11 protein-coding genes are annotated in these 14,297 nt (G+C 69.7%); 8 read left to right on the top strand and 3 right to left on the bottom strand.

Going from position 1 to position 14,297, the window contains the following annotated elements:
- Nucleotides 1-492: 492 nt before the first annotated feature.
- The 3 genes from B0I32_RS44845 to B0I32_RS44835 form a co-directional block, all read right to left on the bottom strand.
- Nucleotides 493-996, bottom strand: a complete 504-nt coding sequence (locus B0I32_RS44845) for a TetR/AcrR family transcriptional regulator C-terminal domain-containing protein (RefSeq protein ID WP_106250134.1) — start codon at nt 994-996, stop codon at nt 493-495.
- 212 nt (nt 997-1,208) lie between these two features.
- Nucleotides 1,209-2,063 (bottom strand): PAC2 family protein, encoded by an 855-nt coding sequence (locus B0I32_RS44840; RefSeq protein WP_106250132.1) that lies wholly within the window; start codon nt 2,061-2,063, stop codon nt 1,209-1,211.
- Nucleotides 2,064-2,559: 496 nt separating this feature from the next.
- A complete protein-coding gene (locus tag B0I32_RS44835) occupies nt 2,560-3,018 on the bottom strand; it encodes a universal stress protein (protein WP_106250130.1) in 459 nt (152 codons plus the stop codon).
- A gap of 217 nt (nt 3,019-3,235) precedes the next feature.
- Between B0I32_RS44835 and metH the strand changes: the two genes are divergently transcribed.
- From metH to B0I32_RS44795, 8 genes are all read left to right on the top strand, one after another.
- Nucleotides 3,236-6,700 (top strand): methionine synthase, encoded by a 3,465-nt coding sequence (gene metH, locus B0I32_RS44830; protein ID WP_106250129.1) that lies wholly within the window; start codon nt 3,236-3,238, stop codon nt 6,698-6,700.
- Nucleotides 6,701-6,857: 157 nt separating this feature from the next.
- On the top strand, nt 6,858-7,502 hold the full coding sequence (locus tag B0I32_RS44825) for an HAD family hydrolase (protein ID WP_106250127.1): 645 nt from the start codon (nt 6,858-6,860) through the stop codon (nt 7,500-7,502).
- A gap of 96 nt (nt 7,503-7,598) precedes the next feature.
- Nucleotides 7,599-8,132, top strand: coding sequence for a cellulose synthase (locus tag B0I32_RS44820; RefSeq protein WP_106250125.1), 534 nt, complete (start codon nt 7,599-7,601; stop codon nt 8,130-8,132).
- Nucleotides 8,133-8,359: 227 nt separating this feature from the next.
- Nucleotides 8,360-9,352, top strand: a complete 993-nt coding sequence (locus B0I32_RS44815) for an ABC transporter permease (protein WP_106250124.1) — start codon at nt 8,360-8,362, stop codon at nt 9,350-9,352.
- Nucleotides 9,353-9,394: 42 nt separating this feature from the next.
- Nucleotides 9,395-11,158, top strand: a complete 1,764-nt coding sequence (locus tag B0I32_RS44810) for an ABC transporter substrate-binding protein (protein WP_181308466.1) — start codon at nt 9,395-9,397, stop codon at nt 11,156-11,158.
- An 84-nt stretch (nt 11,159-11,242) separates the two neighbouring features.
- Nucleotides 11,243-12,256 (top strand): ABC transporter permease, encoded by a 1,014-nt coding sequence (locus tag B0I32_RS44805; protein ID WP_106250122.1) that lies wholly within the window; start codon nt 11,243-11,245, stop codon nt 12,254-12,256.
- Nucleotides 12,253-13,278, top strand: a complete 1,026-nt coding sequence (locus B0I32_RS44800) for an ABC transporter ATP-binding protein (RefSeq protein WP_106250120.1) — start codon at nt 12,253-12,255, stop codon at nt 13,276-13,278. Before B0I32_RS44805 ends, B0I32_RS44800 begins: the two co-directional genes overlap by 4 nt.
- Nucleotides 13,239-14,297: an ABC transporter ATP-binding protein gene (locus B0I32_RS44795; protein ID WP_106250118.1), complete on the top strand. Its 1,059-nt coding sequence runs from the start codon at nt 13,239-13,241 to the stop codon at nt 14,295-14,297. The genes B0I32_RS44800 and B0I32_RS44795 overlap by 40 nt, the downstream gene beginning before the upstream one ends.

Below are 14,297 nucleotides of genomic sequence, written 5' to 3'. Positions count from 1 at the left end.
CTCCGGCCAACCCGCTTACCGACACCCTTGAAGCCGCCCGCCCCGCCTAAACCGACTTTCTCGCGGACACTCCTCGCCTCCGCCGACCTCTCGCCTCCGCTGACTCGCTCACCTTCGCCGACCCGCTCGCCGACACCCTTGGAGCCGCACGCGCAGCTTCGCCGACTTCCCCGCGGGCACTCCTGCGCCTCCGCCGACCCGCTCGCCTTCGCTGGCACGCCCGACGCCGCACACTTCACCTGCGCGGACCCGGCTCGCCGGCACACTCGACGCCGCACGCGTCACCTTCGCCGCCCCGTCCGCCGACACGCCTGAAGCCGCACGCCCATTTCGCCGACCTGCTCGCCGGCACGCTGGGAAGCCGCACGCCGTACCTTCGCCGACCTGCTTGGAGTCACACGCCTCACCGTCGCCCCCGCGCCCCGGCCTCCTCGGTTCCGCTCGCACCCGGGGAGGCCGGCACCACGCCGGGTGCCGAGGGCGGGCTCGCGGTCAGGCGGGCTGCTGGGCGGTGGTGGGTTCGAGGCGTAGTTCGCGGACGATCTCGAGGGCGCTGGCCTCGCGGGTGGGCCCGGCGTCGGCGCCGACGAACATCTCGATGTAGGCGCGGTGGAAACAGCCCGCGACCAGCAGCCGGGCGCTCGCCTCCGGGTCGGCGTCGGCGCGCACCCGCCCGAGCCGCTGCTCGGCCGCCAGGTACGCGGCCAGCGGCGCGGTCTCCGTACGCGGCCCGAGGCCGGTGTCGCGGATGGCCTGCCGGAACCGGACGGTCACGTTGGGCGAGGTGAAGGCGGGCAGCGCGGCACTCTGGACGTCTATGTAGTAGTCGATCCCCGCCAGCGCGACAGGAAAGAGGTTGTCCGAGACCGACCCTTTCCCGCTGCGATGGGACAGATCATGAAGAATGCTCAGCCAGAGCGGAAGCCGATCCTGCAGCAGGGCGAGGAAATGATCCACCGAGCCGCCGGTGCGGTCCTCCCGGAGCGAGACGGCCATCTCGAGGACGCGCCGCCGGGTGTCCTGGCTCCTCTGGTGGGGGTCAACGTGGGATGTCGCCATGGCATGCCTAACGTGCGCGGTCGAGTTGGCAGGCATTCGTGCGAACGAGAACCTCTCGGGCCATCTGCAGCCCAACATGATGCAATCTTCTACAGGTTCCCGATTATTACCCCAAACTACAAAGATTGGGTGGAATCAATCCCTGTAATTCAGCTGTCAGTGTCGCGATCCCTGCGCCGCAGATAGCGTTCGAACTCGGCCGCGATCGCATCTCCGCTGGCCTCGGGCAACTCGGCCGCGTCCTTGCGCTCCTCCAGCTCCTTCACGTATTCGGCCACCTCGCTGTCCTGAGAGGCGAGCTCGTCGACGCCGCGCTCCCACGCCCTGGCCTCCTCGTCGAGGTCGCCGAGCGGCATCGGGATCTCCAGGACGTCCTCCAGCCGGCGCAGCAGCGCCAGCGTGGCCTTCGGGTTGGGCGGCTGGGCGACGTAGTGGGGCACCGACGCCCACAGCGAGATCGCGTCGAGCTGCGCCTGGCCGAACGCGTGCTGCAACACCCCCACGATGCCCGTCGGGCCCTCGTAGCGGCTCAGCTCCAGGTTGGTCGAACGGGCCAGCCCCGAGTTGGTGGCGCCGCCGAGGATCGGCACCGGGCGGGTGTGGGGCGAGTCGTTGAGCAGCGCGCCCAGCATGACCGCCATCTCGATGCCCAGCTCGCGGCAGATGTAGATGATGTCGGCGCAGAACGAGCGCCAGCGCATGTTGGGCTCGATGCCGCGCAGCAGCACCACGTCACGGTCGAGGCCCGGAGGCCGGGCGCGCAGCAACCGCGTCGTCGGCCAGACGATCGACTGGGTCAGACCGTCGTTCATCTCGACCACCGGCCTGGTGACCTGGAAGTCGTAGTAGTCGTCGGGGTCGAGCGCGATGAGCGGCTCGGCCTTCCACGCGGACTCGAGATGGGCGATCACACCGCTGGAGGCCTCGCCCGCGTCGTTCCACCCCTCGAACGCGGCAATGAGCACCGGGTCGACGAGCTCGGGGAGCCCTTCGAGCTCAATCACGTGTCGCCTCCTCTCCATCGTCCCGCTAAGCCTATGCGGTCAGCCGGCGTCAACGTCACCGATCTCCCCCCGAACGCGGGCTTCCACGCACGCGCCGACGTCCCAGTTGACACGCGTGCCGCCGGGGGAGCCGCGGGGGAGCGCCCGGCCCGGCCGGCCCGGGAGCGCGGGCGCAACGGCCGCGGGGGACGGGCCCGCCCATGCGACGGCAGGTCAAACGCCTGCTCGAACGGGCCGCGCACGGTCTTCCGTCGCCACGCCAGGGCATCACACGGCCACCTCCGCCTGCAGGCCCCCACGGGCGGCGTACCTGAGTGCCGTTCGCGATGCGCGAACTCCCGCCGGGCAGCCCTGCGAGGGCGCGTCCGCCCCCGTTCGCGACGCGCGAACAGCGGAAGCGGACGCCGCCCCTCGCGCGCCGACGCATGGCGAAGGCGGACTCGGAGAGAGCGGACGACGGAAGGCGAGGAGGCGGCCGAGGACGGCCGCCGGGCGGTCAGCGGCCGCCGTCGGTCGTGTGGACGACGAGGACGTCGCACGCGGCCCGGTGCGTCACCGCCGACGGCACCGACCCGAGCAGCCGCCCGGCCAGGCTGTTGAGCCCCCGGTTGCCCACCACGAGCAGGTCGGCGTGGTGCCGGGCGGCCGCGGCGATGAGCACGTCCACCGCGTCCCCCTGGTCCGCCGTCAGCACGACGTCGGTCGCGCCCGCCGCCACGGCGTGCTCGCGGGCCGCGCGCAGGGCGTCGTCCGCGGGGGTGGACCCGGTCACCTTGTACGCCAGCTCGCCGAGCCGGTCAGCGGCGGCGGCCCGTTCGCTCTCCCGCATGGGCAGGTACGCGCAGGCCAGCACGAGCGTGGCCCCGGTCGCCGCGGCCAGGGACGCCGCGGCGGAGACGGCCCTGAAGGAGGAGGCCGAGCCGTCGGTCCCGACGAGGACGGTGCGATAGGCCATGAAGCCTCCTGCCGGACGTCATCACACAATTGACAGCACGTACAATAGCGGCCCCGATCGTGCCGCGCAGCAGGCGGAGCCCGTACGGCGGAGGACGGGGGGAGCACGGGAGGCGCCCGCCGGAAAGCGCGGCGGAGGCGGGGGAGCACGTGCGGCGGGGGCGGGGGAGCGGCCGCTCGCGGAAGGCTCCGGAGACGCACCCGATAAGCTCTACCTCATGAGCGCCTCCCCGTCCTTCCGAGAAGTCTTGTCCCAGCGCGTCGTCGTGGCCGACGGGGCGATGGGCACGATGCTGCAGGCCCAGGACCCCACGCTCGACGACTTCCACGGTCACGAGGGCTGCAACGAGGTGCTCAACGTCACCCGTCCCGACATCGTGCGCGGCGTCCACGACGCCTACTTCGCGGTCGGCGTCGACTGCGTGGAGACCAACACGTTCGGCGCCAACCTGGCCGCGCTCGGCGAATACGACATCCCCGAGCGCGTCTTCGAATACTCCGAGGCGGGCGCCAGGATCGCCCGCGAGGCCGCCGACCACTGGGCCACGCCCGACCAGCCCCGCTTCGTGCTCGGCTCCATGGGCCCTGGCACCAAGCTCCCGACCCTCGGTCACCTGCCGTACGCGAGCCTGCGCGACGCCTACCGCGACAACGCGGCCGGCCTGATCGCGGGCGGCGCCGACGCGCTGATCATCGAGACCTGCCAGGACCTGCTCCAGGTCAAGGCCGCCGTCGTCGGCGCCAGGCGGGCCATCGAGGCGGCCGGCCGCGACGTGCCGATCATCGCCCAGGTGACGATCGAGACCAACGGCGCGATGCTGCTCGGCTCCGAGATCGGCGCCGCGCTGACCGCGATCGAGCCGCTCGGCGTCGACGTCGTCGGCCTCAACTGCGCGACCGGCCCGGCCGAGATGAGCGAGCACCTGCGCTACCTCGCCCGCCACTCGCGGCTCAAGCTGTCCTGCATGCCCAACGCCGGCCTGCCCGTGCTCACCGCCGACGGCGCCTACTACCCGCTCACCGCGGAAGAGCTGGCCGGCGCCCACCAGTCCTTCGCCGGCGACTACGGCCTGTCCCTGGTCGGCGGCTGCTGCGGCACCACCCCCGAGCACCTGCGCCAGGTGGTCGAGCGGGTGCGCGGCAAGGAGGTCGCCCGCCGCCGGCCGCACCCCGAGCCCGGCGCCTCCTCGCTCTACCAGAGCGTCCCGTTCCGCCAGGACACCTCCTACCTGGCCATCGGCGAGCGCTGCAACACCAACGGCTCCAAGGCCTTCCGCGAGGCCATGCTGGAGGGCCGCTGGGACGACTGCGTCGAGACGGCGCGCGACCAGGCCCGCGGCGGCGCCCACATGCTCGACCTGTGCGTCGACTACGTCGGCCGCGACGGCGTCGCCGACATGAAGGAGCTGGCCTTCCGCTTCGCCACCGCCTCCACGCTGCCGATCATGCTCGACTCGACCGAGCCCGCCGTGCTGCAGGCCGGCCTCGAGATGCTGGGCGGGCGCGCCGCGGTCAACTCCGTCAACTACGAGGACGGCGCGGGCCCCGACTCCCGCTTCCAGAAGATCATGCGTCTCGTCCGCGAGCACGGCTCGGCCGTGGTCGCCCTGACCATCGACGAGGAGGGCCAGGCCCGCACCGCCGAGTGGAAGGTGCGCGTGGCCACCCGCCTGGTGGAGGACCTGACCACCAACTGGGGCATGCGCGTCGAGGACATCATCGTCGACTGCCTCACCTTCCCCATCGCGACGGGCCAGGAGGAGACCAGGCGCGACGGCCTGGAGACCATCGAGGCCATCCGCGAGCTCAAGCGCCGCTACCCGGGCGTGCAGACGACGCTCGGCCTGTCCAACATCAGCTTCGGCCTCAACCCGGCCGCCCGCATGGTGCTCAACTCGGTGTTCCTCAACGAGTGCGTCAACGCCGGGCTCGACTCCGCCATCGTGCACGCCTCCAAGATCCTGCCGATGGCCCGCATCCCCGACGAGCAGCGCCAGGTCGCGCTCGACATGGTCTACGACCGCCGCCGCGAGGGCTACGACCCGCTGCAGCGGTTCATGGACCTGTTCGAGGGCGTCGACGCGGCCGTCATGCGCGCGGGCAAGGCCGAGGAGCTGGCCGCGCTGCCGCTGTGGGAGCGGCTCAAGCGGCGCATCGTCGACGGCGAGAAGAAGGGCCTGGAGGCCGACCTCGGCACGGCGCTCGAGCAGCGGCCCGCCCTGGAGATCATCAACGACGTGCTGCTCGACGGCATGAAGACGGTCGGCGAGCTGTTCGGCTCCGGGCAGATGCAGCTGCCGTTCGTGCTGCAGTCGGCCGAGGTGATGAAGACCGCCGTGGCCTACCTCGAACCGCACATGGACCGCGTCGAGGGCGAGACCAAGGGCCGCATCGTGCTGGCCACCGTCAAGGGCGACGTGCACGACATCGGCAAGAACCTCGTGGACATCATCCTGTCCAACAACGGCTACCAGGTCGTCAACCTCGGCATCAAGCAGCCGGTGTCGGCCATCCTGGAGGCCGCCGACGAGCAGAAGGCCGACGTCATCGGCATGTCGGGGCTGCTGGTGAAGTCGACCGTCATCATGAAGGAGAACCTGGAGGAGATGAACTCCAGGAAGCTCGCCGAACGCTATCCCGTGCTGCTCGGCGGCGCCGCCCTGACCCGCGCCTATGTGGAGCAGGACCTCGCCGAGGTGTTCCAGGGCGAGGTGCGTTACGCCCGCGACGCGTTCGAGGGGCTGCGGCTGATGGACGCGTTCATGGCCGTCAAGCGTGGCGTCGCCGGCGCGACGCTGCCGCCGCTGCGCGAGCGGCGGGTCAAGACCGGCGCGACGCTGGTCCGCACCCCCGTCGAGGCGCTGCCGGCCCGCTCCGACGTGGCCGCCGACAACCCGCTGCCGCGGGCGCCCTTCCACGGCGACCGCGTCGTCAAGGGCATCTCGCTGAACGAGTACGCCGCCTTCCTCGACGAACGGGCACTGTTCCTCGGCCAGTGGGGGCTCAAGCCCACCAGGGGCGGCGACGGGCCCGGCTACGACGAGCTGGTCGAGACCGAGGGCCGGCCGCGGCTGCGCATGTGGCTGGAGCGCATGCAGACCGAGGGCCTGCTGGAGGCGGCCGTCGTCTACGGCTACTTCCCGTGCGTCTCCGACGGCGACTCGCTCATCATCCTCGGCGACGACGGCGCCGAGCGCACCCGCTTCACCTTCCCGCGCCAGCGTCGCGACCGGCACCTGTGCCTGTCCGACTTCTTCCGCGGCAAGGACACCGGCGAGGTCGACGTCGTCGGCTTCCAGGTGGCCACCATGGGATCGAAGATCTCCGAGGCCACCGCCGAGCTGTTCGCCAAGGACGCCTACCGCGACTACCTGGAGCTGCACGGCCTGTCGGTGCAGCTGACCGAGGCGCTGGCCGAATACTGGCACGCCCGGGTCCGCTCGGAGTGGGGGATCGGCGGCGACGAGTCGCTCGACGACATGCTCAAGGTCAACGTCCAGGGCTGCCGTTACTCCTTCGGCTACCCGGCCTGCCCCAACCTGGAGGACCAGCAGCAGCTGTTCGAGCTGCTGGAGCCCGAGCGCATCGGGGTGACGCTGTCGGAGGAGTTCCAGCTCCACCCGGAGCAGGCGACCTCCGCGCTGGTCGTCCACCACCCCGAGGCGAAGTACTTCAACGTCTGACCGGCCGCGGAACGGAAAACGGCACGGGCGCGCCTGTACGGGCGTGTCCGGCTCAGGCGCGACGGCACAGGCGCGACGGCACAGGCGCGACGACACGGGCCTGAGGACACGGGCCCGGCTACACGGGCGTGACGACATCGGACGTATCGGGGGCGGGATGGACGCGGTCTTCTTCGACATGGACGGGCTGCTGGTCGACAGCGAGCGGGTCTGGCTGGAGATCGAGACCGGCGTGATGGCCAGGCTCGGCGCCGAGTGGACGCCCGAGCACCAGACCCACCTGGTCGGCGGGTCCATGGAGAGCACGATCGGCTACATGCTGGCCGTGTCGGGGGCCGGCGTGGCGCCGGAGACGGTACGCGAGTGGATGGTCACCGGCATGGTGGCCCGGCTGACCGACGGGGTGGACGTCATGCCGGGCGCCTCCGAGCTGCTCGACGCCCTGCGCGCCGAGGGGGTGCCGGTGGCCCTGGTCACCTCCTCGCTCGGCGAGATCGCCGACGCCGTGCTCAAGAGCGTCGGCAGGGACCGTTTCGACGCCGTGGTCACCGCCGACGACGTCACCCGTACCAAGCCCGACCCCGAGCCGTACCTGACGGCCGCGAAGCTCCTCGGCGTGGAGCCGGTGCGCTGCGTGGTCCTGGAGGACTCCCCGAACGGCGTGGCCGCCGCCACGGCGGCCGGCTGCGCCGTGGTGGCCGTGCCGAGCCTGCTGCCCATCGAGCGGGCGCCGGGACGGCGGGTCGTCTCCTCCCTGACCGAGATCAGGGTCGCGGACCTGAGAACTCTCGTGGCCTCTTAGTCGTTCCCCTAAGGGGAAAGTGGTTCTCACGGAGGAGGCGCAAGGGCCTCCGCGTGCCAGGATGGATATCCAGAGCCACGATGAAGGGGCGGCGAGATGGAGACCTTTAACGCGATCGCCTGGCTGCCACTGTGCGCCGGAGTGACCATAGCCGGGCTGGTCCTGGCCTTCCTGGCCTTCAGACGCAGGGGAGCGGCGGCCGGCATGCGGATGACGGCGTGGGCGTTGCTGCCTGTGGCCGCCTACCTCACCGGCGCGCTGCAGACGCTCTGGACCGTCGGCAGCGCCGTGGTGAGCTTCGTGACCAGCCTGGTGTTCAACCCGACCGTGTGGATCGGCGTGGCCGTGGCGGGCCTGTCGGCGGTGCTGTTCGTGGTGTCGGGCGTGATGCGCGGCCGCAAGCTGTCCGCGGGCAGGGGCCTGGGCAGGAAGAAGAGGACGGGCGGCGACACGCCCGGGACGGAGCAGGCCGTGCCACCGGCGCAGGCCGCTCCCGCCGTGGGGCAGAAGCCGGCCGCGGGACAGAAGACGACGCAGCCGCTGCCGAAGGCCGCGCCGCGCAAGGCCGCCAAGGCCGACGACGACTTCTCCGACATCGAAGAACTCCTCAAACGCCGCGGTATCAGCTGAGCCCGGGCTCTGTCACAGTTCCGAGACGTAACCGGGACGAGCCGTAGACATTCACATCAAGATCGATACGAATGAGTTTCGCGTCAATCACAGATCGGCCACATAGCGGCCTGAGGGACTAGTCAGCGCAGCTCAGGCCATAGATTCTGCCTCCTGGGGTCGCGACTCGCGGTCTAAAGTCAGTACGCGATAGAGAGCGTCGTCTGGGCAGCAGGGGGCAATTCGGCATGACCGCACCGCTAGACGTTTCCGGTTCCGCCGCAGAAGCGCATCCGGAGTCGGTGCTCGCGGGAGCGGGCAAGGCCATCCAGGGCCGCTCGCTCTCCCGGATCGCCTGGATGCGGCTGCGCCGCGACAAGATCGCCCTCGGGGGCGGTCTCATCGTCGTGCTGCTCATCCTGGTGGCGATCTTCTCCGGACCCATCATCGCCGCGTTCGGGCACCCGCCGCTGGAGTTCCACCAGGACGCGATCGACCAGAGCACGCTCCTGCCCAAGGGGGCCTTCGGCGGGATGAGCGGCGAATACCTGCTCGGCGTCGAGCCGGTCAACGGCCGCGACATCTTCAGCCGGATCGTCGCGGGCGCGTGGATCTCGCTGCTCATCGGCTTCCTGGCCACCCTGCTCTCGGTCGTCATCGGCACCACGCTGGGTGTGGTCGCCGGCTACTTCGGCGGCTGGGTCGACCAGGTCATCGGCCGCCTCATGGACGTCTTCCTCGCCTTCCCGCTGCTGGTCTTCGCCATCGCGCTGGCGGGCGTCATCCCCGACAAGGGCTTCGGCCTGGAGGGCAACGGCCTGCGCATCGCGATGCTGATCTTCATCATCGGCTTCTTCAGCTGGCCCAGCATCGGCCGCATCGTCCGCGGCCAGACCCTGTCGCTGCGCGAACGCGAATTCGTCGACGCGGCCAAGAGCCTCGGCGCCCGCCACGGCTACATCCTCTTCCGCGAGGTCCTGCCCAACCTGCTGGCGCCGATCCTGGTCTATGCCACGCTGCTCATTCCGACGAATATCCTGTTCGAGGCGGCGCTCTCGTTCCTGGGCGTCGGCATCAACCCGCCCACCCCGACCTGGGGAGGGATGCTCTCCGAGGCGGTCCGCTTCTACACGCTGCCCCACTTCGTGCTCTTCCCGGGTCTGGCGATCTTCATCACCGTCCTGGCCTTCAACGTGTTCGGCGACGGGCTGAGGGACGCCTTCGACCCGCGTGCACGCTGAACTTCGCTCAATCCCCCACCTCACTAATCAAGGGGTTAGTCAATGAGAAGGAAACACGCACTGGCCGGAGCCGCGACAGCGGCGCTCGCCCTGGTGCTCTCCGCCTGTGGCGGCGGTGGCGGAACATCCCAGCAGCCCGCCCAGACGGCCGCCGGCGGCGGCGCGCAACCCGCGTTCAACGCCGCGCTGACGCAGGTGTACAACCCGTCGACGAAGAAGGGCGGCACCCTCAAGGCCGCCCACTCGGCCGACTGGGACAGCCTCGACCCCGGCGACACCTACTACGGCTACTCGTTCAACTTCGGCCGCTTCTACTGGCGGACGCTGACGATGTACAAGCCGGGCCCCGGCCCCGAGGGCAACACCGTCATCCCCGACCTGGCCGAAGGGCTCGGCACGCCCAGCGATGACGGCAAGACCTGGACGTACAAGCTCAAGAGCGGCCTGAAGTACGAGGACGGCACTCCCATCACGGCCAAGGACGTCGCCTACGCGGTGGCCAGGTCGTACGACAAGGAGACCTTCCCGCACGGCCCCTCCTACCTCAACGAGCTGCTCGACTGGCCGAAGGACTTCAAGGGCGTCTACAAGTCCGCCGACGTGGACTACAAGTCGGCCGTCGAGGCGACCGACGACAGCACGGTCGTCTTCCACCTGAAGAAGCCGTTCGCGTCCATGGACTACATCGTGCAGATGCCGATGAGCGCGCCGGTGCCGAAGGACAAGGACACGGGCGCCAAGTACAAGGAGAAGGTCCTCTCCTCGGGCCCGTACAAGTTCGAGACGAACGAGATCGGCAAGCGCTTCACGCTCGTCCGCAACGACCAGTGGGACCCGGCGACCGACCCCAACCGCCCGGCGCTGCCGGACCGGATCGAGGTCCAGCTCAACGTCAACGCCGATGACCTGGACAACCAGCTCATCTCCGGCGACATCGACCTCGACATCCCCGGCACCGGCCTGCAGCCGGCCGCCCTGGGCAAGGTCCTGCCCGACCCGGCGCTGAAGGCCCGCACGGACAACCCGACGATCCCCAGGCTCTGGTACGTCTCGGTCATCCCGGACAACCCGCCCATGGACAACGTCGAGTGCCGCAAGGCCGTCATGTGGGCGGCCGACCGCGTCGCCAACCAGACCGCCTACGGAGGCCCGCTGGCCGGCGGCGACATCGCCACCAACGTCATGCCGCCGCCCATCGTCGGCCAGGAGAAGTTCGACCTCTACACCACCCCCGAGAACAAGGGTGACGTGGCCAAGGCCAAGGAGGCGCTGACCGCCTGCGGCCAGCCCAACGGCTTCTCCACCACCATGGCCTTCCGCTCCGACCGCCCCCGCGAGAAGGCGCTGGCCGAGGCGATGCAGCAGGCGCTGGCCAAGGTCAACATCAAGGTCGAGCTCAAGGGCTTCCCCGGCTCCAGCTACTTCTCCGACTACGCGGGTAACACCGACTACGTCAAGAAGAACGGCATCGGCCTGGCCGGCCACGGCTGGGGCTCCGACTGGCCCGACGGATACGGCTTCATGCAGGCCATCGTCGACAGCCGGACCATCCGCAAGGCCGGCAACTACAACCTCAGTGTCAAGAACCCCGAGGTCGACAAGCTGATCGACCAGGCCTCCTCCGAGCTCGACGAGACGGCCCGCGCCAAGCTGTGGGTCGACGTCGACAAGAAGGTCATGGAGGACGCCTCCATCCTTCCGGTCGTGTGGGCCAAGTCGCTGCTCATGCGCGGCACGCGCGTGACCAACGTCGCCTACAACGAGGGCCAGAGCATGTACGACTACATCTTGCTCGGCGTCGAGTGACCAGGCGAGGTTCGGGGATCTAGCGAAGGCAGGTGAAGGCAGGAGTGGCCCGCCCGCCGCGGGCGGGCCACTCGGCCGGTAGCGGTGGTCACATACATCATCAGGCGTCTTATCGGCGCGTTCGCCATGCTGATAGTGATCAGCATGGTCACGTTCGGCATCTTCTTCGTCGTGCCGCAGTGGGCCGGGGCGACACCCGAGGCTCTCGCGTCGCGTTACGTCGGCCGGGCGGCCACACCGGAGACGGTCCACCTGGTGGCCGAGCGGCTCGGCTTCAACGACCCGGTGGTCGTGCAGTACGGCAGGTTCGTCAAAGGCCTGTTCACCGGCGCCGAGTATGACTACGGCGCGGGTGTCGAGCAGTGCCCCGCACCCTGCTTCGGCTACTCCTTCATCAGCGGGCAGCCCGTCTGGCCGGACCTGGTCGACCGATTGCCGGTCACCTTCTCCCTGGCCGTCGGAGCCGCGATCATCTGGGTGCTGGCCGGCGTGAGCGTGGGCGTGATCTCCGCGCTGCGCAGAGGCAGCTTCTTCGACCGCCTGTCCATGGGCACCGCGCTGGCGGGCGTGTCACTGCCGATCTTCTTCACCGGCATGATCTCCCTGGTCGTCTTCAGTTACGGCCTCGGCTGGACACCGCCGGGCGGCGCGTGGACGGACTTCACCGTCAACCCGGCACAATGGGCCTTCAACCTGTTGCTGCCGTGGATCACGCTGGCGTTCCTGTTCGCCGCCGGATACGCGCGCCTGACCCGTGCCGGGATGCTGGAGACGATGGGCGAGGACTACATCCGCACGGCCAGGGCCAAGGGCCTGCGCGAGGGCAAGGTCGTGGTCAAGCACGGCCTGCGCGCCGCGCTCACCCCGATCCTGACCCTGTTCGGCATCGACTTCGGCCTGCTCATCGGCGGCGCCGTCCTCACCGAGACCACCTATACTCTGCCCGGGCTCGGCCAGTTCGCCATCCTGGCCATCAGGAACCAGGACCTGCCCCAGGTGATGGGCGTGGTGCTGGTGGCCGCCGGCTTCGTGGTCGTCGCGAGCCTGATCGTCGACCTCCTGTACGCGGTGGTCGACCCGAGGGTGAGGTTGTCGTGAGCTTTCTTGACGTCAAGGACCTGAAGATCCACTTCCCGACGGACGACGGGCTGGTCAAGTCCGTCGACGGGCTGTCGTTCGGCGTCGAGCGCGGCAAGACCCTCGGCATCGTGGGCGAGTCGGGCTCCGGCAAGAGCGTGACCAGCCTCGGCGTGCTCGGCCTGCACAAGGGCGGCCGCGCGCGGATCAGCGGCGAGATCTGGCTCGACGGCGAGGAGCTCAACGGCGCCAGCGCCGAGCACGTCCGCCGGCTGCGCGGCAAGAAGATGGCGATGATCTTCCAGGATCCGCTGTCGTCGATGCACCCCTACTACACGGTCGGCCACCAGATCATGGAGGCCTACCGGATCCACAACGACGTCTCCAAGCAGGTGGCCCGCAAGCACGCCATCGACATGCTCGGCCGCGTCGGCATCCCCGAGCCCGCCGGCCGGGTCGACAGCTACCCGCATGAGTTCTCCGGCGGCATGCGCCAGCGCGCCATGATCGCCATGGCGCTCTCCTGCGACCCCGAGCTGCTCATCGCCGACGAGCCGACCACCGCGCTCGACGTGACCGTGCAGGCCCAGATCCTCGATCTCATGCGCGACCTGCAGCGCGAGTTCAACTCCGCGCTGATCGTCATCACGCACGACCTCGGCGTGGTGGCCGAGCTGTCCGACGACATCCTCGTCATGTACGGCGGCAAGTGCGTCGAATACGGCAGCGCCGACGACATCTTCTACCGGCCGGAGCACCCCTACACCTGGGGGCTGCTGGGCTCCATGCCCCGCCTCGACCGCGAGCCCACCGAACGGCTGCTGCCGATCAAGGGCTCACCGCCGTCCCTGATCAACGTGCCGCAGGGCTGCGCCTTCCACCCCCGCTGCCCGTACGCCGAGCGCACCGGCGGCAAGGCCCTCACCGAGGTGCCCGCCCTCGCCGAGACCGAGGGAGGCCACCTGGTGCGCTGCCACATGAGCAGGAGCGAGCGCCAAGGCCTATGGGAGAACGAGATCAAGCCAGTGCTGGAGATCCAGTGAGCGAGAATCAGCCGCTTCTGTCCGTGCAGAACATGGAGAAGCACTTCCCCGTCACCAAGGGCCTGCTCAAAAGGCAGGTCGGCGCCGTCAAGGCGGTCGACGGGATCAGCTTCGAGGTGTTCAAGGGCGAGACGCTCGGCCTGGTGGGCGAGTCGGGCTGCGGCAAGTCCACCACGGGACGGCTGGTCACCAGGTTGCTCGAACCCACGGCCGGCAAGGTCGTCTTCGAGGGCGAGGACATCACGCACATGAGCCAGGGCCGGCTCCGGCCGCTCCGGCGCGACATGCAGATGATCTTCCAGGACCCGTACTCGTCGCTCAACCCCCGCCACACGGTCGGCGCCATCGTCGGCGCGCCCTTCCGCATCCAGGGCGTCAAGACCGAGAACGGCGTCAAGAAGGCCGTCCAGGACATCCTGGAGATGGTCGGGCTCAACCCCGAGCACTACAATCGCTACCCGCACGAGTTCTCCGGCGGGCAGCGGCAGCGCATCGGCATCGCCCGCACCCTCGCGCTCAAGCCCAAGCTGATCATCGCCGACGAGCCGGTCTCCGCGCTCGACGTGTCGATCCAGGCCCAGGTCGTCAACCTGCTCGAAGACCTGCAGAACGAGCTGGACCTGACCTACGTCGTGATCGCCCACGACCTGTCGGTGGTCCGCCACATCAGCGACCGGGTCGCGGTCATGTACCTCGGCAAGATCGTCGAGGTGGCCGACCGCAAGCGGCTCTACAGCTCGCCCATGCACCCGTACACCAACGCGCTGCTGTCCGCCGTGCCCGTGCCCGACCCGAAGGTGCGCAAGGACCGCGAGCGCATCCGGCTGACCGGCGACGTGCCCAGCCCGCTCAACCCGCCGCCCGCCTGCCGCTTCCACACCCGCTGCTGGAAGGCGCAGGAGGTCTGCAAGACGGTCGAGCCGCCGCTGGCGGAACTGGCCAGCGGCCACCAGGTGGCCTGCCACTTCCCGGAGAACGTGACCGAGCCGGCCCCGGAGACACCCGCCGAGACCGGCTGA

This window comes from Nonomuraea fuscirosea, assembly GCF_003001935.1.
GTDB classification, from domain to species: Bacteria; Actinomycetota; Actinomycetes; order Streptosporangiales; family Streptosporangiaceae; genus Nonomuraea; species Nonomuraea fuscirosea.
Note: the sequence above shows the minus strand (reverse complement) of the source record. Positions and strands in the feature narration are given on the sequence as shown.